At 66.7% G+C, this 23,456-nt stretch carries 18 protein-coding genes; 15 read left to right on the forward strand and 3 right to left on the reverse strand.

Annotated elements, in window-relative coordinates; all coding sequences use genetic code 11:
• Positions 1 to 55 precede the first annotated feature (55 nt).
• Together ACQR1Y_RS06195 and ACQR1Y_RS06200 are read right to left on the reverse strand one after the other, a co-directional pair.
• Positions 56 to 1,753: a SulP family inorganic anion transporter gene (locus tag ACQR1Y_RS06195; protein WP_434876615.1), complete on the reverse strand. Its 1,698-nt coding sequence runs from the start codon at positions 1,751 to 1,753 to the stop codon at positions 56 to 58.
• Between the two features lie 42 nt (positions 1,754 to 1,795).
• A complete protein-coding gene (locus ACQR1Y_RS06200; protein ID WP_434876614.1) occupies positions 1,796 to 2,713 on the reverse strand; it encodes a LysR family transcriptional regulator in 918 nt (305 codons plus the stop codon).
• A 376-nt stretch (positions 2,714 to 3,089) separates the two neighbouring features.
• Here ACQR1Y_RS06200 and ACQR1Y_RS06205 point away from each other — a divergent pair, with 376 nt between their 5' ends.
• From ACQR1Y_RS06205 to ACQR1Y_RS06270, 14 genes are all read left to right on the forward strand, one after another.
• Entirely contained in the window at positions 3,090 to 3,788 is a 699-nt protein-coding gene (locus ACQR1Y_RS06205; protein ID WP_434876613.1) for an outer membrane protein, read from the forward strand.
• 216 nt (positions 3,789 to 4,004) lie between these two features.
• Positions 4,005 to 4,439 (forward strand): DoxX family protein, encoded by a 435-nt coding sequence (locus tag ACQR1Y_RS06210; RefSeq protein WP_434860696.1) that lies wholly within the window; start codon positions 4,005 to 4,007, stop codon positions 4,437 to 4,439.
• A gap of 190 nt (positions 4,440 to 4,629) precedes the next feature.
• Positions 4,630 to 5,442, forward strand: a complete 813-nt coding sequence (locus tag ACQR1Y_RS06215) for a DODA-type extradiol aromatic ring-opening family dioxygenase (protein ID WP_434876612.1) — start codon at positions 4,630 to 4,632, stop codon at positions 5,440 to 5,442.
• 1,126 nt (positions 5,443 to 6,568) lie between these two features.
• Positions 6,569 to 7,867: an MFS transporter gene (locus tag ACQR1Y_RS06220; RefSeq protein ID WP_434876611.1), complete on the forward strand. Its 1,299-nt coding sequence runs from the start codon at positions 6,569 to 6,571 to the stop codon at positions 7,865 to 7,867.
• Positions 7,868 to 7,939: 72 nt separating this feature from the next.
• Positions 7,940 to 9,172, forward strand: coding sequence for a cytochrome P450 (locus ACQR1Y_RS06225; protein ID WP_434876610.1), 1,233 nt, complete (start codon positions 7,940 to 7,942; stop codon positions 9,170 to 9,172).
• A 164-nt stretch (positions 9,173 to 9,336) separates the two neighbouring features.
• On the forward strand, positions 9,337 to 13,143 hold the full coding sequence (locus tag ACQR1Y_RS06230; protein ID WP_434876609.1) for an AsmA family protein: 3,807 nt from the start codon (positions 9,337 to 9,339) through the stop codon (positions 13,141 to 13,143).
• A gap of 25 nt (positions 13,144 to 13,168) precedes the next feature.
• A complete protein-coding gene (locus tag ACQR1Y_RS06235; RefSeq protein WP_434860701.1) occupies positions 13,169 to 14,110 on the forward strand; it encodes a LysR family transcriptional regulator in 942 nt (313 codons plus the stop codon).
• A 122-nt stretch (positions 14,111 to 14,232) separates the two neighbouring features.
• Positions 14,233 to 15,114: a shikimate dehydrogenase gene (locus ACQR1Y_RS06240; RefSeq protein WP_434876608.1), complete on the forward strand. Its 882-nt coding sequence runs from the start codon at positions 14,233 to 14,235 to the stop codon at positions 15,112 to 15,114.
• A gap of 80 nt (positions 15,115 to 15,194) precedes the next feature.
• Positions 15,195 to 16,334 carry an ABC transporter substrate-binding protein gene (locus ACQR1Y_RS06245; RefSeq protein ID WP_434876607.1) on the forward strand — a complete coding sequence of 380 codons (1,140 nt, stop codon included), beginning with the start codon at positions 15,195 to 15,197 and terminating at the stop codon, positions 16,332 to 16,334.
• Positions 16,335 to 16,406: 72 nt separating this feature from the next.
• Entirely contained in the window at positions 16,407 to 17,282 is an 876-nt protein-coding gene (locus ACQR1Y_RS06250; RefSeq protein WP_434876606.1) for a branched-chain amino acid ABC transporter permease, read from the forward strand.
• Positions 17,279 to 18,277 carry a branched-chain amino acid ABC transporter permease gene (locus ACQR1Y_RS06255; protein WP_434876605.1) on the forward strand — a complete coding sequence of 333 codons (999 nt, stop codon included), beginning with the start codon at positions 17,279 to 17,281 and terminating at the stop codon, positions 18,275 to 18,277. Before ACQR1Y_RS06250 ends, ACQR1Y_RS06255 begins: the two co-directional genes overlap by 4 nt.
• Positions 18,274 to 19,017, forward strand: coding sequence for an ABC transporter ATP-binding protein (locus ACQR1Y_RS06260; protein ID WP_006615015.1), 744 nt, complete (start codon positions 18,274 to 18,276; stop codon positions 19,015 to 19,017). Before ACQR1Y_RS06255 ends, ACQR1Y_RS06260 begins: the two co-directional genes overlap by 4 nt.
• A 12-nt stretch (positions 19,018 to 19,029) precedes the next feature.
• A complete protein-coding gene (locus ACQR1Y_RS06265; protein WP_434860707.1) occupies positions 19,030 to 19,767 on the forward strand; it encodes an ABC transporter ATP-binding protein in 738 nt (245 codons plus the stop codon).
• Positions 19,764 to 21,635 (forward strand): bifunctional sugar phosphate isomerase/epimerase/4-hydroxyphenylpyruvate dioxygenase family protein, encoded by a 1,872-nt coding sequence (locus ACQR1Y_RS06270; RefSeq protein ID WP_434876604.1) that lies wholly within the window; start codon positions 19,764 to 19,766, stop codon positions 21,633 to 21,635. Before ACQR1Y_RS06265 ends, ACQR1Y_RS06270 begins: the two co-directional genes overlap by 4 nt.
• A gap of 1 nt (position 21,636) precedes the next feature.
• On the opposite strand, the gene ACQR1Y_RS06275 is transcribed toward ACQR1Y_RS06270, so the two are convergent.
• Entirely contained in the window at positions 21,637 to 22,560 is a 924-nt protein-coding gene (locus tag ACQR1Y_RS06275; protein WP_434876603.1) for a LysR family transcriptional regulator, read from the reverse strand.
• A 90-nt stretch (positions 22,561 to 22,650) separates the two neighbouring features.
• On the opposite strand from ACQR1Y_RS06275, the gene ACQR1Y_RS06280 reads away from it, so the two are divergent.
• Entirely contained in the window at positions 22,651 to 23,439 is a 789-nt protein-coding gene (locus tag ACQR1Y_RS06280; RefSeq protein WP_434876602.1) for an NAD(P)H-dependent oxidoreductase, read from the forward strand.
• The last annotated feature ends 17 nt before the right edge of the window (positions 23,440 to 23,456 follow it).

Below are 23,456 nucleotides of genomic sequence, written 5' to 3' on the forward strand. Positions count from 1 at the left end.
CCCGCGAACGTTGCGCTTGTATGTCGATTGTCGCGACGCGGCGTAACGGTTTGTATCAGGAGGTCACCGCCCCATCGCCGAGTTTCTGCAGCGCCAGGTCCACGCTGTGGAACACGCGATCGCGCGGCAGCACGTCGTAGAGTCCGAAGCGCTCGAAGGCTTCCTGCGCGCGCAGCGATTCCAGCCGGGCGACGGCGAACACGATGCCGTCCCTGTTGCACAGAGCGATCACCTCGCGCAGCGTCTGCGCGGCGGTGAAATCGATCTCGACCATCGCGCTCGCTTCCAGAACGAGAAGCCGCGGGCTGCGGCGCTGCAGCAGGTGCTGCAGGTCGGCGCGGAAGGTCGCGGCATTGAGAAAGCTCAGCGGCGCCTGGAAGCCGATCACGGCGATGTCTGACAGCTGCTCGCCCTTGATCTGCGGATGCGCCGGCCACCAGATCGTCGTCTCCGGCACGCGCTCGAAGGTGATGAGATGCGCGCGCGTGGTGCTCCAGATGCCGTGCAGCAGCGACAGCGTGATGCCGAGCGCCACGCCCTGCTCGATGGGCAGCACCACGATCGCCGCCGCGGTCGCCACGATCAGCAGGAACTCGCCCTTCGACGCGCGATAGATGCTGGCGATCTGTCCCACGCGGATGATGCGCAGCGCCACAAACAGCAGCACGCCGCCGAGCGCGGCCTCCGGCACATGCGCCAGCAGCCGGGCGCCGAACAGCACCAGCAGCAGCACGATGACGGCCGCCAGCAGGCCCGCGGCCTGCGAGCGGCCGCCGGTCTCGACCACGATGCCGGTGCGCGGCGGACTGGCATTGACCGGAAACGCACCGAACAGGCCGGCGAGCAGGCTGCCGGCGCCGGCGCCGAGAAAGTCGCGGTCGACGTCCGCCGGGTGATCGGGATCGGAGGAAAACGAGCGCGTCGTCGCCGAGGTCTGCACCATCACCACGACGGCGATCAGGAAGGCGAGCGGCACCAGCTTGGCCCATTGCTCGGGTCCGATCAGCGGAATCGACGGCATCGGCATGGCGCCCGTGACGCTGCCGATGACCTGCACGCCGCGCGCCTCCAGGCCCGCGGCGATCACGAACAAGGTGGAGGCGACGAGCGCGATCAGCGCGCCGGGAATGCGCGCGCTGATGCGCTCGCAGAGCGTGATGGTCGCGAGCACGCCGAAGCCGATCAGCATCGTGGTCCCGTTGGCCTTGCCGAGTTCGCCGGCCATGGCCGCGATGCGCGCCAGCGTCGGCCCGCCCGGCGACGGCAGCCCGAGTACGCCGGGCAATTGCGAGACGATGATGTGCACGGCGATGCCGGCCAGGAAGCCGACCGTCACCGGCACCGACAGCAGGTTGGCGATGCCGCCGAGCTTGAAGCCGCCGGCCAGCACCAGCATCACGCCGACCAGCAGCGCCAGCGCCGCGGCCAGGCTGCCATAGTCGGGCGAACCGCTCGCCGCGAGCAGCGCCAGCCCGCCGGCGAAGATCGGCGTGATCGTGGAATCGGCGCCGCAGGACAGGAAGCGGTTGGCGCCGAACAGCGCGAAGCCGAGCGAGCCCGCGATGAAGGCGAAGAAGCCGGTCTCCGGCGTGAAGCCGCCGAGCTTGGCGGTCGCCATCTGCTCGGGGATGGCGATCGCGGCCAGCGTCAGTCCGGCGGCGAGATCGGCGGGCAGGGCGCTGATGCGCCATCCCTGCAGGGATCGCAGCAGAGGCAAGGGATGAGGGACGTCGCGGCGCGGCTGCTCGGTCATGTCGATGTCTCCGGGCGCATGGCAGCGGAGCTGCTGATCGGTTCAGGCAAGGTCGCGGTCCCAGGGTGGCTGCGGCGAGAAGGCCTCGCTGACAAAATCGATGAAGGCGCGCACCTTGGCCGAGGGGGTGCGGTCCGGCAGGTACACGGCGTGCACCGCCAGCAGGTCGGACGGCGGCACGTCGAGCGTCACCGGGACCAGCCGGCCGGCGCGGAGCTCGTCGCCGACGATGAAGGTGGGCTGATAGATCAGGCCCTGTCCGGCCAGCGCCGCGGCGAGCAGCGCGTCGCCATTGTTGGCGCGCAGATTGCCGCTCACGGTCACGTCGACGATCGCCTTGCCGCCCATGCGCCAGCGCGACGCGCCCGCGGCCGCCAGCGTGTAGCCGAGACAATTGTGGTGGGCGAGATCGGCGGTGATGCGCGGCGTGCCGTGCGCGGCGAGATAGGACGGCGCGGCGCAGATCATCATGCGGCACGGCGCCAGCCGCCGCGCCACCAGGGTCGAGTCTTTCAGCGTGCCGATCCGGATCGCGAGATCCCAGCCTTCCTCGATCAGGTCGACCAGCCGGTCGTTGAGGCCGAGCTCGACGCTGACCAGGGGATGGCGCGCGGCGAACTCCGCAAGCAGCGGCGCGATCTGGCGGGTGCCGAACGCGAGCGGCACGTTGAGCCGCAACAGCCCGCGCGGCTCGACCCGGTCGGCCGCGATGGCGCTCTCGGCCGCCTCGAAGTCGCCGAGCATGCGCTCGGCAAGCTCGAGATAGCGGCGTCCCGCCTCGGTGATCGTCAGCCGGCGCGTCGTGCGATGGAAGAGCTTGGTGCCGAGCCGCCCCTCGAGCGCGGCCAGATGCTTCGTGACCATGGTCTGCGACATGCCGAGCGCGCGCGCCGCCGCGGACAGGCTGCCGGTGCTGGCGATCCGCGACATCACTTCCAGTCCGGTCAGGCGGTCGAGCATTCAGCCTCACTCGCGGGGTGTGAGGTGCTTCGCTAGCAGACTCTCGACCGTCGGGAAATCAATCCTCTTCTCCGACCCCTCTTCGGCGGATCGGCGCAACGCCGGCGTCGCGGGCCTCGTCACGAACATGGTCGAATCGGTACGGCCGCCTTCGCCACATCTCATTGCAAGTGAAAAAATGTCGCAGGAAATTCGGGTTCCTGCCGGCATCGGTTACCGCGCCATGGTCAGGTCCCGAACAATACCGCATTTCATCACGCACCGACCCAAAGTGGGTCAAGTTGGTGCCCGACTTCGCTCTCAGCTTCCGCCGCACGCCAGCGCCGTCTGGGGGACGCGCTCGCTTCCATGTGTCTTGATGAGTAAGGGTGGGTTGATGAAAGCAGTGTACAATCTCGCGGTTGCCGTCTGTGGCGTTCTGTTTGCCGGGACAGTCGCGCATGCAGGAGATTTCAAGTCCCAGCGACCCGTCGCGGTCTACAATGCTCCGTACTACAATTGGACCGGCTTCTATGCCGGCGCATTCGCCGGCGGCGCGCATGGTGTCTGGACCGTCGATTTCTATCGCAACAACAATCACGGCCATTCGGAGCAGGGTGCGGATGGCCTGGCCTTCGGTGTCTACGGCGGATACAACTATCAGTTCGCCAGGAACTGGGTGATCGGCGCGGAGGTGGATCTCGGCCGGTCCACCGCGTCGCAGAGCAACGACATCTTCGACAATGATTCGTCCTACGCCAAATACGGCATGTTCGGCTCGGCGCGGGCGCGCGCCGGCTACGCCTTCGATCGCCTGCTGGTGTTCGGCACGCTCGGCGTCGGCCTCGCCAACCTGACGAACACCATCCAGAAGGGCCGCAATGCGGGCGAGCAGGTGGTGTGGGAGGACCAGGTGAAGGCCGGGCTCACGACCGGCGTCGGCGTCGAATACGCCTTCACCAACAACTGGGTCGGACGCGGCGAATATGTCTACACCGACTACGGCAGTGTGACGCTGTTCAATCGCGACGGCAATCGCGCCGACTTCAAGAACGAACTGCATCTGATCCGCGCCGGCGCCAGCTACCGGTTCTGATCTGTCGGCGCCGGCATGCGGACATTGCCGGCGCCGCGCTTCTCCGGCGAGCGGGAGCGTTCTCGCCGAACCCGCCGTAGCCCCGGCGTTAAGCCGCGTCTTCCCCGAAACGCTCCTCGACCTCACTCTCCTGGTTTGAGCTGTCTTTCCTGAGGGCCCGATTATCCTCTCTCGGGGAATGATCTATGTCTCGGCGTCATCCAATCGGAGACCGAGATGATCGATTCACGCACTGCCCCCTATGCCGCCCTTCTTCTCCGCCTGACCCTGGGCGGCCTGTTCCTGGCCCATGCCAGCCTCAAGCTGTTCGTGTTCAGCCCCGCCGGCACCGCGAAGTTCTTCGGCAGCATCGGCCTGCCGCCCGAACTGGCCTATGTCACGATCACCGCCGAAATCCTGGCCGGGATCGCCCTGATCCTCGGCGTTGCCACCCGCTGGGTCGCTCTCGCCGCCGTGCCGATCCTGCTCGGCGCCATCTTCACCGTGCACGGTTCGGCCGGCTTCTTCTTCAACAATCCGAAGGGCGGCTGGGAATATCCGGCGTTCTGGGCCGTCGCGCTCGTGGTGCAGGCCCTGCTCGGCGACGGCGCCTACGCGCTCGGCGCTCTGCGCGGCAATCTCGCCGGCGGCCAACTGCGCAGCGCGCATTAGCGTCAGGGGCGGTTTTGTCATCCCGGCGAATGCCGGGATCCATAACCACCGGCAGCAATGAGTTGAGCACGCTGGTCGACGGCCAGCCTGCCTCAACCTCCAGGCACGGAGTCTGGGTCCCGGCTCGAGGCCGGGACGACAGTTGTCTGTGAGGCGCGACCTGAGATACCAATCGGAGAGGAGCCAAGCCATGACCCTGCCCAGCATCTTCCTGTCGCACGGCTCGCCGATGCTGCCGCTGACGGCCTCGGCGGCGCGTGATTTCCTTTCAGGCCTCGGCAACAGCCTGCCGCGGCCGAAGGCCATCCTCGTGATTTCGGCGCATTGGGAGACCGACATCCCCGCCGTCAACGTCGTCGCCGCCAACGAGACGATCTACGATTTCTACGGCTTCCCGCCCGAGCTCTATCAGTTGCGCTATCCCGCCCCGGGCGCGCCCGATCTCGCCCGCGCCGTCGCGGAACGGCTGCAGGCTGCCGGCCTTCCGGTCGGCGTCGACCGCGAGCGCGGTCTCGATCACGGCGCCTGGGTGCCGCTGCTGCTGATGTATCCGCAGGCCGATATTCCCGTGGTGCAGCTGTCGATCCAGACCGAGCAGGGCCCGGCGCATCATCTCGCGCTCGGCCGCGCGCTGGCCGGCTTGCGCGACGAGGGCGTGCTGATCATCGGCAGCGGCAGCTTCACGCATAATCTCGGCGAGTTCCGCAAGCGCCGGCTCGACATCGACGATCCCGCGCCGTCCTGGGTCGTTGACTTCGCCGACTGGGTGCACAAGGCCGCGATCGAAGGCCGCGTCGACGATCTCGTCAACTACCGGACCCTTGCGCCGCATGCGCGCGACAACCACCCGACCGACGAGCACTTCCTGCCCCTGTTCGCCGCGCTCGGGGCAGCCGGTGCGAACGCCCGCGTCGAGCGCCTGCACAACAGCGCCAATTACGGCGTGCTGCGCATGGACGTCTATGCGTTCCATGGCGCCGACGAGGCGAAGGCTGCGGCGTAGACCGTCGGACTGATTAGTTGGACATCTCACTCCACGACGTCATTCCGGGGCAATGCCGCAGGCCTTGAACCCGGAATCCCGACATTGGCTTGCATTCTTCTTTAGCTCGAGTTTCCGGGTTCGATCCTCCAAACGCGACTGTGTTTGGAGGATCGCCCAGGGCTATCGCATATGGCGATCGCAGTTTTGCGTTCGTTTCTCACCACGTCGTCATGGCCGGGCTTGTCCCGGCCATCCACGTCGTCCGGCGTGCTGAGAACGACGTGGATGCCCGGGACACGCCCGGGCATGACGGAGTAACTAACTTGCGGGTTCGTTTACTGCGACGGCCTAGAATATCCATATGCGACACCCCTGGGGAATGACGAGAGGGTGTTGCTTGCCCGTCGGGTTACTATGTCGCAGCCGATGTCCCTTGTGTCGTCGGGCAAATCACCACGATCCTCTCGCACATCCCGTCTCACTGAAGGGGCGTTGCGCGCGATCGTCACGACACGCGGGGCGGGGAGCGGTGGCCGCGAGAGCTCGCAGCATGTCCTGATGGGTGTGCGGACGAACGAGCCTCTTGCGGACGTGAAGTCGCAGCGTGCTGACACCCCGATGCTGGTGTCCCGCGCAATGCGTAAGCATTGTCGCGAATGGTGGCCAACAAGCCCGGCGCACCAGGCAGACTGCGTATAAGCGTGAAGACCATCGCGCAGGGAGGGCCGGGCGTTCTCGGCCAGACCTGTGGTACCTGCCGCCTGCATTTGTTTGAGCAGGCGGGCCACGGGCGCGGCCAGCGCCCGGCCTTCCCTGCGCCCTTCTGTTTCGAGGAGGGTGAGCGGCTCTCGCATAGCCCGGGCATATCGTGCCGCGGACATGCAGATGCGCGTCGGTCCGCCGGACGAACGTGAGATGTTACCACATCGTCATTGCGAGCGCAGCGAAGCAATCCAGAGTCCCGTCCACCACACTGGATTGCTTCGCTGCGCTCGCAATGACGGAGGAGGGGCCCGCGTTCTGATCGTGCAGCGCACACTTGACGTCGGAGGTAACTGACACCGTCGTCGCCTGCGCAGAAAGTCCTTGACCCCTCCACACGCAAATGATGCGAAGGGTGCACCAGGGAGTGAAAACAACAACAATGCGCCTGCCGTTCTACTATGGCTGGGTCATCGTCGCCGTGACCTTCGTGACGATGGCGATCGGCGTCAATGCGCGCACCGCGTTCTCGCTGTTCTATCCGCCCATTCTCGCCGAATTCGGCTGGGACCGCGGCGTCACCGCCGGCGCGTTCTCGTTCGGCTTCGTGGCCTCGGGCATCGTCAGCCCGCTGATCGGACGGCTGATGGACCGCACCGGGCCGCGCGCGGTGATGGAACTCGGCGTCGCGCTGATGGGCGGCGGGCTGCTGCTGGCGCCGCTGACGACCCAGCCCTGGCATCTCTATCTCACCATCGGCGTGATGGTCGGCGCCGGCAGCGTCTGCCTCGGCTATTCCGGCCAATCGCTGTTCCTGCCGAACTGGTTCATCCGCCGCCGCGGGCTGGCCATCGGCATCGCCTTTGCCGGCGTCGGCTTGGGCTCAATGACCCTGCTGCCCTGGGTGCAGCACATGATCGCGCAGACCAATTGGCGCACCGCCTGTACGGCGATGGGCATCGTGGTGCTGGTCGTGCTCGCGCCGATCAATCTCTTGCTGCGCAAGAAGCCGGAGGAGATGGGCCTGCGCCCCGATGGTGACGCCGCGCCGCTCGCCAATGCCGCCAAGCCTGTGTCCAACATCGTCGATGCCGCCTGGGCCGGCATCGATTGGACTCTCTCGCGCGCGCTCCGCACGACGCGGTTCTGGTGGCTCGCGCTCGGCTATTTCTTCGGCCTCTACGTCTGGTACGCCGTGCAAGTGCATCAGACGAAGTACCTGCTCGAGATCGGTTTCAGCTCGAACGTCGCCGTGTGGGCGCTCGGCGCCGTCAGCCTGCTCGGCATTCCCGGGCAGATCGCGCTCGGCCATCTGTCCGACCGACTCGGCCGCGAGGCCGTGTGGGGCCTCGGCTGCCTCGGATTTGCGATCTGCTTCGCGGCGCTGATCGCGCTGAAGGCGTCGCCATCGCTCGTGCTGGTCTACGTGATGGTCGCGACGCAGGGTGCGCTCGGTTACGGCATCACGTCGGTGATGGGCGCGGTCGTGCTGGAGATCTTCCAGGGCGCGCAATTCGGCAGCATTTTTGGCACATTGATGTTGATCGGTCTGTGCGGTGGTGCCGCAGGCCCGTGGGTCACCGGCGTGCTGTATGATCTCACGACCAGCTACACGCCGGGCTTCGCGATCGCCTTCGTCGGCGCGTTCGTCTCGGCGGCTGCGATCTGGATCGCTGCGCCGCGCCGGGTGCGTGTCGTGGCCGGACAGTTGCACAGGTTAAAGACGGCGGTGACCGCATAATATGTGATCTGATCGACTTGCCATCGCAGCGCGGCCGTGAACCAATCGGCAAAACGCCGGGAGAGGGACCCCATGAACGAGCATGTCCAGGCCGCCAAGCCCGCGCCGCTGTTCAATCCGCTGTCGCCGGAGTTCATCCGGAATCCGTATCCGTTCTATCAGCAGCTCCGTGACAACGATCCGATGCATCTGACGCCGTTCGGCTCGTACCTCGCCAGCCGGCATGCGGAGTCGAGCCTGGTGCTGCGCGACAAGCGCTTCGGCAAGGACTTCGTCGCCCGCTCGATCCGCCGTTACGGTCCGGAGATCATGAACGAGCCGGTTTTCCGCAGCATGAGCCATTGGATGCTGCAGCAGGACCCGCCCGATCATACGCGGCTGCGCGGTCTCGTCGCGAAGGCGTTCACCGCGCGTCGCGTCGAGGACATGCGGCCGCGCATTCAGGAGATCGTCGACCGCACGCTGGACGAGATCATTCCGCGCGGCCGGATGGATCTGATCGAGGATTTCGCCTTCAAGCTTCCGGTCACGGTCATCTGCGACATGCTCGGCATCCCCGAGGAGCACCGCGAGGCCTTCTACAAGAGCTCGCGCGAGGGCGGCCGGCTGCTCGATCCGGTGCCGCTGTCGAAGGCGGAGATTGCCGAGGGCAATGCCGGCAACGCGGTGTCGAAGGCCTATTTCCAGCACCTGTTCGAGCTGCGCCGGAAGAATCCGGGCGATGATCTCACCACGCAACTGCTGCAGGCGGAGGAGGACGGCGCCAAGCTGTCCCACGAGGAGCTCACCGCCAACATCATCCTGCTGTTCGGCGCGGGGCACGAGACCACCGTCAACCTGATCGGCAACGGCCTCTTGGCGCTGCATCGCAATCCCGATCAGCTCGCGTTGCTGAAGGCGCGCCCTGAGCTGATCACCAATGCGATCGAGGAGTTCCTGCGCTACGATTCCTCGGTGCAATTGACCGGGCGGGTCGCCCTCGAGGACATCGAGGATCTCGGCGGCCGCCGCATCCCGAAGGGCGAGACCGTGCTGTGCCTGCTCGGTTCGGCAAACCGTGATCCGGCGGTCTATCCCGACCATCCGGAGCAGCTCGATATCACCAGGCCCAACGTGAAGCCGTTGTCGTTCGGCGGCGGCATCCACCATTGCCTGGGGGCGCAGCTCGCCCGGATCGAGGCCGAGGTCGCGATCGGAACCCTGCTGCGGCGGCTGCCGGAGTTGAAACTGGATGACGCGGACAACCCGGACTGGCGGCCGACCTTCGTGCTGCGCGGGTTGAAGCGCCTTCCGGCGCACTGGTAACCATGTCCGTTAACGGAGTTGTGCAACGCCCCCGGAAAGACCGACAGCGCTGTGACTTCGCCATACTTAATCCTATATGATTGGGCGTTCCGGCATCGAATTTGGCGTGGCGGCGGCCGCACTGGTTATTGGACGCCGGAGCGTTGTCCTTTGAGGGAGACCCCGTGCAGACGACCCTGCTCGGCTTGGCGATTGCCTTCATCCTTGCGCTCCTTGCTGCGCTGATCGGCCCGTACTTCGTCGACTGGAACCAGTTCCGGCCGCAGTTCGAGGCCGAGGCGGGCAAGATCATCGGCGTGCCCGTGCGGGTCGCCGGTGCGCTGGACGCACGGCTGCTGCCGACGCCGACCCTGCGGCTGCGCCAGGTCACCTTCGGCGGCGCCAATCATCTGGGCAAGCTGCGCGCCGATAAGCTCGACGTCGAGTTCAGCCTCGGCGACCTGATGCGCGGGGAGTGGCGGGCGAACGAGCTGACCATCGGCGGCATGGCCGCCGATCTCGGGCTCGACGCCAAGGGCCAGGTCGACCTGCCGGCTGCCTCCGGCCGCTTCAACCTGGCCGCGCTCGCGATCGACCGCTTCAACCTGACCGGCCGCGTCGCCCTGCACGACGCCGCCAGCCGCTCCACGCTTGAGCTGACCGACATCGTCTTCTCCGGCGACGTCCGCTCGCTCGCCGGCTCCCTGCGCGGCGACGGCGCGGTGTCGATCCGCGGCGGCCGCTATCCGTTCCGGGTGTCGTCGAGCCAGGACAAGGACTTGAGCGGCCTGCGTGTCCACCTCAACATCGACCCGGGCGAACGCCCGGTCGTGGCCGACATCGAGGGCCTGATCAGCTTCCCGAACCGCGCGCCCAAATTTGAGGGCGCGTTGACGCTGTCGTCACCACTGAAGGAGCAGGGCGACAAGGACAAGCCGGCCGCGGGGGCCAAGGAGCCTTCCAACAAGGAGCCCGCCGCGAAGCAGGCTCAGCAGACGAAGACCACGCCGTTCGATCAGGCCGGCGGGACCCCGTGGCGCATCGCCACCAAGATCGTCGGTGATCCCGCCTCGGCCAAGCTCGATCAGATCGAGGTCACCTTCGGCCAGGACGATCGCTCGCTGAAATTCACCGGCGGCGGCGAAGCCAAATTCGGTGCTGCGCCGACGCTGAAGGCGTCACTGTCCGCGCGGCAGCTCGATGCCGACAAGCTGCTCGCCGGCGGCGAGGAGGTGAAGGACCGCAGGGCGATCGCGCCGGCGCGGGTGCTGCCGGCGCTGCGCAATTGGATCGCTCAGCTGCCGACCTTGCCGCTGCCGGCCAATGTGCAGTTCACGACCGAGCAGATCATGCTCTCCGGCCGTCCGGTGCAGAACTTCACCGCAGACCTGCACAACGAGACCACAGCCTGGAGCCTGGAGAAGGTCGATTTGCGCGCGCCGGGCTCCACCCGGCTGACCTTCCGCACCATCGGCATCTCGACCTCGGTGACCTCAGGCTTCACCGGCGCGCTCGACCTGGAATCGGCCGAGCCGGACGCGCTGGTGGCCTGGCTGCAGGGACGTAGCGACACCAGCTACCGAACGCAGCGTCCGCTCCGCGTCCGCGGCGATCTCAACGTCGCGCCGGAACGGGTCGCGATCGACAGCCTCAAGGCCGATATCGACGGTGGCTCGGTCGACGGCCGCGTCGCTCTGATCAATCGTCCCGGCGGCGCCGGCTCGCGCTTCGAGGCGGCGCTGAAGGGCGACCGGCTGGATCTCGATGCGGCCATGGCGGTGACGCGCTCGCTCGTCGGCGTGACCGGCGAATGGCCGGCCGAGGCCAGCGTGGCGCTGGATGTCGGCCGCGCCAAGCTCAGCGGCCAGGAGCTGCGTCCGCTAGCCGCGCGCTTCTCCTATGATCCGAAGACCATCGCCATCGATCAGATCAAGTTCGGCCAGAGCGGCGGTGTGACGACCGAGGGCTCGGGCCGCTTCGATCGCACTGACGCGACCGGGCGTCTGATCGTGACGTCGATGGCGGCGTCGCTGAAGGAGATCACCGCGCTGGCGCAGCCCTTTGCGCCGCAGATCACGGCGCGCTTCGATGCGCTCGCCACGCCTGCGGGGGCCGCGCGGCTGAAGCTGACCTTGGATCTGGCAAAGGATCCGGCGAATGCCGATCGCAGCCAGGCCAAGGCCGTGCTCGATCTCGACGCGCCGCAGTTGAAGGGCTCCGCGACACTGACGGCCAAGCCGCAGGCGGCAGCCCTGCGCAGCTTCGAGGTCGATGCAATCGACCGGACGGAATTGGGCCTCGAGGGCAGATTGTCGTCGGAGCAGGGCGGGGCAGTGCTGGCGCTGCTCGGGCTCGACCGCATCGCGGCCGTCGGCAGCGGCCCGGCTGAGTTCCAGGCCAGCGTGACCGGCAGCTGGCGCGCGCCGCTGCGGATGAATGCCAAGCTGTCGGGGAGCGGCCTCGACGGCGACGCGCAGGGCACCGTCGAGCCCTGGGGCGACAACACCAAGGCCAACGTCAATCTGCGTCTGCGCAGCGCCAATCTGGCGCCGCTACTCGGCCTGAAGCCGCAGGACAATGCGGCCCAGAACATCAGGCTGTTCGGCCGCCTCGGCTTCTCCGGCAACCGGCTGACGCTCGACGACATCGACAGCACCGTCAGCGGCGCGCGGCTGCGCGGCCGGCTCGCGGCGACGTTCGACGACGACAAGCAGATCGAGGGCGAGCTCGGCCTCGACACGCTCGACGTGCCGCAGGTGTTTTCGGTGCTGGTCGGCGCAGCTGGGCGCGAGCCCGCGGAGCCGCTCGGGGCCGGTCTCGTCAAGGGCTGGCGCGGACGGGTATCGTTCCAGGCGCTCAGCGGCGCCGTGCTGAGCGGCGCCGATCTGCGCCCCCTGGGCGGCGCGATCAGGAGCGACGGCCAGTCACTGACGATCGAGAACCTCAAGGGCAAGCTCGGCGGCGGCGAGGTTATCGCCACCGTCGAGGCGCGCCCCAATGCCAATGGCCTCGTGCTCAACGGGCGCGTCGAGCTTTCCGGCGTCGACGGCAACGCATTGCGCTATCGCAATCTGAAGATGCCCGCCGGCAAGGTCTCGGCGCAGATGACGCTGGCCGCCGAGGGCCGCAGCGTGCAGGGTCTGGTCAATGCGCTCTCCGGCAACGGCACCGTGACGCTGGACAATGCCGCCATTCCGAATCTTGACCCCAAGGCGTTCGATGTCGCGCTGCGCGCGGCGGACGCGGGACAGCTCGGCGATGACGGCAAGCTGCGGCAGGTGGTCGAACCGGCGCTGGCCTCCGGCAATCTGTCGGTGCCGTCGGCGCAGATCCCCTTCATCATCCGCGACGGCCGGGTGCGCGTCGGCGCGACGACATTGGAGGCGCAAGGCGCGCGCGCCATCGTGTCCGGCGGCTTCGACATTCCGGCCGATCAGGCCGACATTCGCGCCAGCCTGAGCTCCAATACCGTCGGCAATGCCAACAGCCGGCCCGAGCTGCAGCTGTTCGTGGTCGGCACGCCCGATGCGCTGACGCGCGCGCTGGACGTCACCTCGCTGTCGTCCTGGCTCGCGGTGCGCGCGATCGATCGCGAGACGCGACGGCTGGATGCCATCGCGCGCGGCGAGGTGCCGCCGGCCTATCCGTCGTCGACGGCCTCGCTCCCCGGCGCGGGTGATGCCAATGCGGCCGTGCCGGCGACACCGGATGTGCCGCTGCCCGGGCGCGATCCGCGTCGCGACCCGCGCGCCAAGCTTGGCGGTCCGCGCGCCGCCGTGCCGCCCCTGACGGCGCCGCAATCCGCGCCCGCGGCGGCACCGCCGGCTTCCGCTCCGCAGGGGACGAGCGTGCCCTCCGTGGCGGCGAGCCAGTCTCAGCTCGCGCCGCTGCCGCCGCCCGTCGAGGTCAAGCCGGCCCCGGGCGTGCTGCCGCCGCGCCCGCGGCCGGTGCCGCGTCCGCCGATGTCGCTGACGCCGCCGGGCAGCCCGTGATCTCCGGCCTGCGGGAGCCGCGCCGATGATGACGCTGCGCCAGGTCGAAGTCATCCGCGCGGTGATGGTGACCGGCACCATCAACGGTGCAGCACGACTGCTGAAGGTTTCCGCGCCAGGCGTCAGCCGGCTGGTGAAATACACCGAGCGCTCGCTCGGCATCCGCTTCTTTCAGCGCCAGAACGGCCGCTACTTCCCGACCCCCGAGGCGCAGAACATTTTCGAGCAGATCAACAGCGTCTACGAGAAGGTCGACGACCTCAGCTACATCATCTCCAATATCGGCCGCGGCGCGCTGTCCGAGCTCCGCGTCGGCTCCGTCCCAAGTATTTCCCAGGTGATGGTGCCGCGCGCGATCGAAGGCGTCCGCCGCCGCTACCCAGACTTGGGCATCGACATCAACATCCTCAAGATCGAGGAGGCGATCGACTACCTGATGCTGGGCAAGGGCGAGTGCGTGGCGATGAGCTACCGGCTCGATCATTCGGGCCTCGAATTCATGCCGTTGGCCTCGGGCGAGCTGTTCTGCATCGTGCCTCCGGGCCATGAGCTTGCCGGCCGCAAGCAGGTGTCGGCGGCGGAGATGACGCGCTATCCGCTGATCGGCATCGATCCGAACGATCCTTACGGCCGCATCATGGCCGAGATCTTCGCGCGCAACAAACTCAGCTACAACATCTCCATCAAGGCACGCTTCGGCACGACGGTGTGCGCGCTGGTGAAAGCCGGACTCGGCATCGCCGTGATCGATCAGTTCACCGTCGCCCATGGCGGCTATCCCGGCATCGAGCTGATCAGGATCGCCGAGCCGACGCGCTTCGATACCTACATCGCGGTCAAGCGCGGCACGCCGCTGTCCCTTTACGCGGAGCATTTCATCGACTGCCTGCGCACGGAGATGCGCGCGCTCGAGCCGGGCCGCCGGCCGGCGGGGAAGCCTGCGAAAGCCGCCGCCGGCAAAAGATAACATGATGTTAGGTTCGGCGGATATTTGGGTAATTGTGTTAGGCGCGGGACGCGCTATCGTCCGCTCCGTCATTCATCGCTCCCGCGGCGATCGCGCGAGCAGCAGCAGAGACTGAAGCGAACGTGCCCGATCTTTCCGCGCTCAAAGCCCGCAAATTCCTGACCGGCTTGATCGGTGCCCCGATCGCGCATTCGGCCTCTCCCGCCATGCACGAGCATGCCGCGGCGGTGCTCGGGGTGCGCTGTCATTACCAGCTGATCGAGGTCGCCGGCGCCGACCGCGCAGGCCTCGAGATGCTGCTGCAGGGCGTGCGTCGGATGGGCTTCGCCGGTGTCAACGTGACCTATCCCTACAAGGAGGCCGTCGTCGAACTGCTCGACGAACTCGCGCCGAAAGCGGCGGCGATGGGCGCCGTCAATACCGTCGTGGTGCGCCATGGCCGGCTGATCGGCCACAACACCGATACCACTGGCTTCGAACGCGCCGTGGCGCCGCTCGTCAGCCAGACCAGCCGCGGCGTGGTGGCGCTGATCGGCGCAGGCGGGGTTGGCAAGGCGATCGCCTTCGCACTTGCGAACCTCGGCGTTGCCGGCCTGCGCATCTACGATACTGATCGCGTCCGCGTCGAGAAGCTCGCGAGCCTGCTGCCGGCTGGCACGATCGCGACAGTCGTCGGCAGCGTCGAAGAGGCGCTGCAGGGAGCGGTCGGCGTCGTCAACGGCACGCCGATCGGGATGCTGCCGAACCGCGGTACGCCGGTGCCGGATCATCTGCTGCGCGCCGATCTCTGGGTCGCCGACGCCGTCTACTCGCCGTTGTGGACGCCGCTGCTGAAGGCCGCCAAGGCCAAGGGCGCGCAAGTGCTGCTTGGGCGCGAGCTCGCGATCTACCAGGCTGCTGAAGCCTTCGAGCTGTTCACCGGCCTCGCGCCGTCGACCGACGCGATGGGCGCGGCCTTCGACAATCACATGGCGGAGAGATATCAGGCGGTTGACGCCGCCTGAGCCGACCGCCAAGACGCGGCGGAACACATCGTTCAAGCAAGAAACGCAAACAAGCGTTGCGAAGCAGAGGAGGAAACAACGTGAAATCGATCATCCTGGCTGGCCTGTGCTCGGCCGTGCTGCTGTCCGGAGCTGCCTACGCGCAGTCCGGCGCTCCCATCAAGATCGCCAATGTCGCCGAGCTCTCCGGCGGTGGCGCCACCGTGGGCAACAATTGGAAGAACGGCATCGACCTCGCCGTCGAGGAGATCAACGCCAAGGGCGGCATCCTCGGCCGCAAGATCGAGGTCAGCCATGCGGACTCGCAATCGAACCCCGGCGTCGCGCGTGCGCAGGTGCAGAAGGCGCTCGACAACGAACCCTACGTGCTGCTCGGGCCCGGCTATTCCGGCTCGGTCAAGGTGACGGCTCCGCTGGCGGCGGAAGCCGGGATTGCGCAGATCATGGGTGGCGAGGCGGCCGAGCTGACGCAGGCCGGCAACAAGTTCCTGTTCCGGACGTCGTTCGGCCAGCAGTCCTCAATGCCGAAGGTCGCGAAGTACATCAACGACGAGCTGAAGGCGAAGTCGGTCGCGGTCGTCTGGGTCAACAACGATTTCGGCCGTGGCGGACGCGACGTCGTCACCAAGGAGTTCAACCGTCTCGGCATCAAGGTCGCTGCTGATCTCTCGACCGAAGCCGGCCAGGCGGACTTCGCGGCCGACGTCAGCAAGATCAAGGCCGCGGCGCCGGACGCGGTCTTCATCTACGTCAACGAGGAAGAGAGCGCGCGCATCCTCAAGGAGATCAAGCGACAGGGCGTGACCGCGCCGCTGATCGGCGAGACCACGCTGGTCGGCCAGAAGGTGATCGAGCTCGCCGGTGACGCCGCCAACGGCGCCCGCGGCCATGTCGGCCTCACCACGGATGCTCCGGTCGAAGCCGTCAAGGCGTTCCGCGACCGCTTCGTCAAGAAGTACAACTACGTGCCCGACCACAACGGCCTCAAGGGCTATCTTGCGATCTATATGGTCAAGGCGACGACCGAGAAGATGGGCAAGGTCGACTCCAAGGGCTTTGCCGATGCTCTGCATGGCTTCACCATCAAGACCTCGGCCGAGCCCAACATCCTGATGGACGTCACCTTCGACCAGAACGGCGACATCGACCGCCAGGGCTTCCTGGTCGAGGTCGTCGAAGGCAAGCAGGTCGTGAAGCAGGTGCTGCCGAAGCTCAACTAGGGACAGCGGTGGATCGGCGGTGCGGGTGGGGATGCCTGCGCCGCCGTCAACCAAAGGGCTCACGGGGAAACCATGTCCAATCTGCTCGACCTGATCGTGGCGGGACTCGCCACCGGCGCCATCTACGCGCTCGTCGCCCTCGGCTTCACCTTGCTGTGGCAGACCTCGCAGACCATCAACTTCGCGCAAGGCGAGTTCGTGATGCTGCCGGCCTTCCTGATGCTCGCGGTGATGCATGTCGGCGCACCGTTCTGGCTGGCGGTGCTCGTCGGCATCCTGCTCTCCGCGCTGCTGCTCGGATTGGGCTTCAAGCTGCTGCTGGTCGATCCGATGCTGCGCCATGGCGTACTGCCGCTGGCGATCGCCACAATGGCGCTGGCGATCGGGATCAAGGAGGCGGTGAAGCAGTTCTTCAGCGCCGAGGCCTCGCCATTTCCGTCGATCGTGCCGGTCGGGGATGTCACGATCCTCGGCCGCGCGATCTCGCTGCAGAGCCTCGGCGTGCTCGCGGTCGCGATCCTGGCCGTCGTCGGTCTCACAACGCTCTTGAACCGCACCTCGCTTGGCCACCAGATGCAGGCCGCGGCCCAGAACCCGACAGTGGCGCGCATCATCGGCGTGCCGGTCGAGCGCATGATCCTGCTGACCTTCCTGATCAACGCCGTGCTGGTGGCGCTGGCGTCGCTGTTGATCACGCCGATCTATCTGGCGAAGTTTTCCAGCGGCGAGGTGCTGGGGCAGGCGGCCTTCATCGCCGCGATCGTCGGCGGCTTCAACCAGGTGCGCGGCGCCATCGCCGGCGGCCTCCTGATCGGCGTCGTCGACAACCTCGCCGCCGCCTATGTCTCGACGCAGTATCGCGCGGCCGTTCCGATGCTGCTGTTGATCCTGGTGATCCTGTTCCGACCGCAGGGCCTGCTCGGTCGCGCCGAGGAGCGCACGGTATGAGCAAGCACAGCAGACTGCTCCTCGCCGCGCTGGCGGTCGTGGTCATCGCCGGCCTGATCATCATCCCGATGAACTTCAACCGATACGGTCTCTACATCCTGAGCCAGTGGGCGGTGATGACGATCGCCGCGATGGGACTCAACCTGACGCTCGGCTATGCCGGCCAGGTGTCACTGGCGCAGGGTGCCTTCGTCGGCATCGGCGCCTATGGCGCGGCGATCCTGACCACCCATGGCTGGCCGCTGATCGCGGCGCTCGGGTTAGTCATCGTCATCTGCTTCATCGTCGGCTGGCTGCTCGGCTATCCCGCGCTACGCGTGCAACATCATTATCTCGCCTTCGTGACGCTGGCCTTCTCAACGCTCATGTTCCTGGTGTTCCGCAACGAGAGCTGGCTCACCAACGGCATCTACGGCATCAGCAACATTCCGCGTCCCGAGGTCCTCGGCTTCCCGACCCGCAAACCGCTGCCGTTCTACTATCTGTGCCTCGGCTCGCTCGGTCTGGTGACGCTCGCGATGTGGTGGCTGATCCGCTCGCCCTGGGGGCGCGCCTTCATGGCCTTGCGTGAGAACCCGATCCGGGCGCAGTCGCTCGGCATCGACACCCGGCGCTATACGCTGATGGCGTTCGCGATCGGCTCCGTGCTCGGCGGCATCGCCGGCGTACTCTATGCGCCGCTGACGCAATATGTCGATCCCGTGCCGTTCAACCTGCAGCTCTCGCTGGATCTCCTGATGATGGTGATCGTCGGCGGCTCCGGCTTCATGCTCGGACCGTTCCTCGGCGCCATGATCGCCGTGCTGCTGCCGGAGTGGCTGCGCGTCGCCGAGGGCTACTACCTGATGCTCTACGCGATCGCGGTGATCGCGCTGCTCATCTATTCGCCAACCGGCATTCTCGGCATTCTCGACCGTTATCTGAGCTCGCGGCGGACGCAGGCGGCGTCGGCGCTGCGCGCGGCGGCGCAATCCAAGCTGGAGGCGGCGCAATGACTGCAGTCCTCGACGTTCGTGACGTCAAGAAGAGCTTCGGCGGCATCACCGCCGTCGACGGCGTCAGCTTCGACGTGCAGGAGGGCGAGATCCTCGGCCTGATCGGCCCCAACGGCTGCGGCAAGTCGACCCTGTTCAACTGCATTCTCGGCCAGCTCGTGCCGAGCGCGGGCGAAGTGCGGGTCGACGGCAAGCTCGTCACCGGGCAGCGGCCAGCGGAGCTCAATCGCCTGGGCGTCAGCCGTACCTTCCAGCTGCTCCAGGTGTTCCCGAAACTGTCGGTCCGCGACAATCTCATTCTTGCGGGACAGGAGCATCGCGGCAGCATGCTGTCGCGCCTGTTCGGACCGTCGGACGCCGGCCTCACGCCGACGGCCGATCAGATGATCGGCTTCTTCAAGCTGGAGCACCTCGCCAACGAGCCGGCAGGCGGCCTGTCCTATGGCCAGCAGAAGCTGCTCGATGCCGCCATGGCCTTCATGGGCGGCCCGCGCCTCGTGCTGCTCGACGAGCCCGCGGGCGGCGTCAATCCGACCATGCTCGGCGATCTCAAGGAGAGGCTGATCGCGATCAACCGCGAGCGCCGCGCCACCTTCGTCGTGATCGAGCACAACATGGAGTTCGTCATGTCGCTGTGCTCGCGCGTCATGGTGATGGCGGAGGGCAAGGTGCTGGCGATCGGCAAGCCCGACGAGATCAGGGCCAATCCGGCCGTGATCGAAGCCTATCTCGGCCACTGAGGGGAGGCGCGCGTGAGCGACACCATTCTCGACGTCCAGAATCTCGTCGGAGGCTACGGCAAGATGACGATCCTCAACGGCACGACCTTCTCGGTGCCGAAGGGATCGATCACCACGGTGATCGGCCCGAACGGCGCCGGCAAGTCGACCGTATTCAAGGCGATCTTCGGCCTTTTGAAGCTGCGCGAAGGCAAGGTCATCTTCAAGGGCCGCGACGTCACCGGCTTGAGCCAGCGCGCGCTGCTCGGTGCCGGCATCTGCTACATCCCGCAGGGACGCAACATTTTCGGCGAGCTGTCGGTGCGTCACAATATCGAGCTCGGCGGCGTGGCCGCGCCGGCGAATATCGATCTCCCGGCCCGGGTCGAAGCGGCGCTCGACGTCTTTCCGGTGCTGCGCAAGAAGGCCGACCGGCAGGCCTCGACATTGTCCGGCGGCGAGCAGAAGCAGTTGGAGATCGCGCGCGGGCTGCTGCTGGAGCCGCAGCTCGTGCTGATTGACGAACCGTCGATCGGGCTGTCGCCGCTGATGGTGCAGCAGACCTTCGACATGCTCAAGCAGCTGCGCGACCGCGGCGTCTCCGTGTTGCTGATCGAGCAGAACGCGCGCTCGGCGCTGGAGATCTCGGACTACGGCATCGTGCTCGAACTCGGCCGCACCCGCATCGTCGACAAGGCTGATCGCGTGCTCGCCGATCCACGCATCGGACAATTGTTCCTGGGCGGCGCGATGGAGGAGACAGCGGCATGAACAAGCGCTCGATCGCAACGGTCTCCATCTCAGGCGCGCTCGACGAGAAGCTCAAGGCCATCGCTGCCGCGGGCTTCGATGAGGTCGAGATATTCGAGAACGATCTCGTCGCCTTCGGGATGCGGCCGCGCGAGATCGGGCAGATGTGCCGCGACCTGGGGCTTGCGATCTGCGCCTATCAGCCGTTCCGCGATTTCGAGGGCATGCCGGAGCCGCAGCGCGCGCGCAATTTTATCCGCGCCGAGCGCAAATTCGACCTGATGCAGGAACTTGGCACCGACCTGCTGCTGATCTGCAGCAGCGTCTCGCCGGCCTCGCTCGGCGGCATCGATCGCGCCGCCGCTGATTTCCACGAGCTCGGCGAGCGCGCGGCTAAGCGCGGCCTGCGCGTCGGCTACGAGGCACTGGCCTGGGGCCGCCATGTCCATGACTACCGTGATGCCTGGGAGATCGTGCGCCGCGCCGATCACAAGGCGATCGGCGTCATTCTCGACAGTTTTCATGCGCTGGCGCCGGCGCTGCCGACCAACGCGATCCGTGCCATTCCCGGCGACAAGATCTTCCTGTTGCAACTCGCTGACGCGCCGAAGCTCGAGCTCGACGTGCTGTCCTGGAGCCGGCACTTCCGCAGCTTTCCGGGGCAGGGCGATCTGCCGGTCGGCGAGTTCATGGAAGCCGTCGCCGCGACCGGTTATTCTGGACCGCTTTCGCTCGAAATCTTCAACGATCAGTTCCGCGCCGGCTCGGCGCCGCGCACCGCGCTCGACGGCATGCGTTCGCTGCTGCTGCTGCAGGATGATCTCGTTGGGAAGATGCCAGCCGCGGCAGAGCCGCAGTTCGAGCCCCGCGTCAAGAGCCACGGCATCGGCTTCGTCGAGTTTGCCGTCAGCGAGGACAAGGCGGGTTCGCTTGCGAATTTGTTTGGCCAGCTGGGCTTTCGCAAGACCGGGCAGCATCGCAGCAAGGCGGTGCAGCGCTGGTCGCAAGGCGCCATCGAGCTCGTGATCAATTTCGAGCCCGCGAGCTTTGCGCATTCGCATTACGTCACGCATGGGCCCGGCGTCTGCGCACTTGCGCTGGATGTCGACAGCGCCGATCGCGCCATGGCGCGGGCGCAGTCGTTGAAGACGCGGACCTTCACGCAACCGGTCGGGCCGGGGGAACTCGAAATCCCGGCGATCCATGGCGTCGGCGGCAGCCTCTTGTATTTCCTCGACACGCATGGCCGTCACTGGGACGTCGACTTCGAAGCCGTCGCCAGTGACAAGGCGACCGACCGTCTCTTGGCGGTCGATCACATTGCTCAGTCGATGCCGCACGAGGAAATGCTGTCCTGGCTGCTGTTCTACGCCGGGCTGATCGACTTCTCGCGCCTGCCGCAGATGGAAATCGCCGATCCCAGAGGCCTCGTGCAGAGCCAGGCGATCGTCAACGGCGATCGCAGCCTGCGCTTCATCCTCAACGGCTCCACCGCGACCCGCACGCTGTCGTCGCGCTTCATCTCTGAGTTCTTCGGCTCCGGGGTGCAGCACATTGCGTTTGCCTGCGACGACATCTTCGCGTCCGTGGCTGAGATGCGCGCCCGCGGCGCGGGCTTCCTCGACATCCCGGATAATTACTACGATGATCTCGAAGCCAAATACGACCTTCCGCCCGAGACCATCGCGGCGTTGCGCGCCAACGAAATCCTCTACGACCGCGACGGCGACGCCGAGTTCTTCCAGGTCTACACCCACATCTTCGAAGAGCGCTTCTTCTTCGAGATCGTGCAACGGCGCAACTACCAGGGCTTCGGCGCGCCCAATGCCGCGATCCGCCTCGCGGCGCAGGCGCGCGAGGTACGGCCCGATACGATGCCGCGGCTGTAGCTCACGGCTCCGGGCTGATGCCCGGCAGCCGTGCGATCTCCTCGGCGAGATAGTCGATCAGCAGCCGCACGCGCGCGATCCCGGCGCGCTCCGGCACGATCAGCATGTTGAGGGGAGTCGACGGCAGACGGTGGTCGGGCAGAATGACCGTCAGCCTGCCGGCCGCGATGAGGTCGTCGACCAGCCAGGCATGGCTGCCGCCGATGCCGCGACCGGCCAGCACGGCCTCGCGAACGCCCAGCCCGTGATTGGTGCGGAAGCAGCCCCTGAACGGCACCTCGTGGCGAGCGCCGTCGGGTCCGATGACCACGAGCACCTCGCTCCCTGCGACATTGGTCATGCGGATGCCGTCGTGGCCAATCAGCTCCTGCGGCGTGCGTGGTGTGCCGCGTCGCGCCAAATAATCGGGCGAGGCGACCAGAAGCCGGTGCGAGTAGCCGAGCGATCGCAGCTTCAAGGAGCTGTCTGTGAGCGGCGCCAGGCGCAGCGCGATGTCGACGCCTTCGCGCACGAGGTCGATGCGCTCGTCGGTCAGGTTGAGATCGATCGCGATGTCCGGATAGCGATCCTGGAAGGCGAAGGCGAGCCGGGTGATGTGAAGGATGCCGAACGCCGCCGTGCATGAGATGCGGATGGTGCCGGCGGCCGCGCCCTGGGTGCCGCGGGCCTCGTCGCGGGCCTGTTCGATCTGGCGCAGGATCTGGACGCAGTGCGCGTAGTAGCGGCGCCCCTCGTCGGTCAGGGTCACGCGCCGCGTGGTGCGGCTGAGCAGCGGCACGCCGACGGCGTCCTCCAGCTCCTGGAGGTGACGCGAGACGGTGGATTGGCCAATCCCCAGCTCGCGGGCCACGCCCGACAGGCTCCCGCGCTCCGCCACGCGGACGAAGCTGCGCATGTTGACCAGGCTGACGTCCGATTTATCCATTAAATGGCATAATCTTATCGATCCACACCGTATAGTGGATGAGTGGCTGCGGGTCTATGTCTTGGCCGGTTCCAGCAAAGGATCGACACCATGAACGTCCTGCTCGTTTTCGCCCACCCTGAACCGCGCTCCCTGAACGGCGCCCTGCGCGACGTCGCCGTCGCAGAGCTCAAGGCCCAGGGCCATGAGGTGCGGGTTTCGGATCTTTACGCGATGGGTTGGAAATCCGCCGCCGACCGCGCTGACTTCCCGCATTTGCCGCCCGATGCCCGCCTGAACGTCGCCACTGCGTCAGGCGAAGCCTTCAAGACCCATACGCTCACCGACGACGTCAGAGCCGAGCAGGACAAGCTGCTCTGGGCCGACGCCGTCCTCCTGCAGTTTCCGCTGTGGTGGTTCACGATGCCCGCGATCCTCAAAGGCTGGGTCGACCGGGTCTATTCCTACGGCTTCACCTATGGCGTCGGCGAGCACAGCGACAAGCGCTGGGGCAACCGCTATGGCGAGGGCGTCTTTGCCGGCAAGCGCGCGATGCTGGTCGTCACCACGGGCGGCTGGGAGGAGCACTATTCGGCGCGCGGCATCAACGGGCCGATCGACGACCTGCTGTTTCCGATCAACCACGGCATCCTGTTCTATCCGGGCTTCGACGTGCTGCCGGCCTTCGTGGCGCACAAGGTGAACCGGCTCGACGAAACGAGCTTTGCTGATGTCGCCGAGCGGCTGCGCGGCCGGCTACAGACGCTGTTCACGGATCAGCCGATCCCGTACCGGCGGCAGAACCACGGCGACTATCTGATCTCGTCGATGCAGCTGCGGCCAGAGCTCGGCACGTCCGACGCGCGCGGCTTCGCGCTGCATGTCGATGATCGGCACTAACGTCCGATGGCGCGGGC

Source organism: Bradyrhizobium sp. HKCCYLRH3099 (assembly GCF_051167855.1).
Taxonomy (GTDB): Bacteria; Pseudomonadota; Alphaproteobacteria; order Rhizobiales; family Xanthobacteraceae; genus Bradyrhizobium.

Bases quoted from the DNA above. Each gene is read 5' to 3' on its own strand.
- ACQR1Y_RS06235 (WP_434860701.1), top strand. From the start codon at position 13,169: ATGATGACGCTGCGCCAGGTCGAAGTCATCCGCGCGGTGATGGTGACC.
- ACQR1Y_RS06215 (WP_434876612.1), top strand. From the start codon at position 4,630: ATGACCCTGCCCAGCATCTTCCTGTCGCACGGCTCGCCGATGCTGCCG.
- ACQR1Y_RS06200 (WP_434876614.1), bottom strand. From the start codon at position 2,713: ATGCTCGACCGCCTGACCGGACTGGAAGTGATGTCGCGGATCGCCAGC.
- ACQR1Y_RS06195 (WP_434876615.1), bottom strand. From the start codon at position 1,753: ATGACCGAGCAGCCGCGCCGCGACGTCCCTCATCCCTTGCCTCTGCTG.
- ACQR1Y_RS06225 (WP_434876610.1), top strand. From the start codon at position 7,940: ATGAACGAGCATGTCCAGGCCGCCAAGCCCGCGCCGCTGTTCAATCCG.
- ACQR1Y_RS06280 (WP_434876602.1), top strand. From the start codon at position 22,651: ATGAACGTCCTGCTCGTTTTCGCCCACCCTGAACCGCGCTCCCTGAAC.
- ACQR1Y_RS06210 (WP_434860696.1), top strand. From the start codon at position 4,005: ATGATCGATTCACGCACTGCCCCCTATGCCGCCCTTCTTCTCCGCCTG.
- ACQR1Y_RS06205 (WP_434876613.1), top strand. From the start codon at position 3,090: ATGAAAGCAGTGTACAATCTCGCGGTTGCCGTCTGTGGCGTTCTGTTT.
- ACQR1Y_RS06275 (WP_434876603.1), bottom strand. From the start codon at position 22,560: ATGGATAAATCGGACGTCAGCCTGGTCAACATGCGCAGCTTCGTCCGC.
- ACQR1Y_RS06255 (WP_434876605.1), top strand. From the start codon at position 17,279: ATGAGCAAGCACAGCAGACTGCTCCTCGCCGCGCTGGCGGTCGTGGTC.
- ACQR1Y_RS06220 (WP_434876611.1), top strand. From the start codon at position 6,569: ATGCGCCTGCCGTTCTACTATGGCTGGGTCATCGTCGCCGTGACCTTC.
- ACQR1Y_RS06250 (WP_434876606.1), top strand. From the start codon at position 16,407: ATGTCCAATCTGCTCGACCTGATCGTGGCGGGACTCGCCACCGGCGCC.
- ACQR1Y_RS06270 (WP_434876604.1), top strand. From the start codon at position 19,764: ATGAACAAGCGCTCGATCGCAACGGTCTCCATCTCAGGCGCGCTCGAC.
- ACQR1Y_RS06260 (WP_006615015.1), top strand. From the start codon at position 18,274: ATGACTGCAGTCCTCGACGTTCGTGACGTCAAGAAGAGCTTCGGCGGC.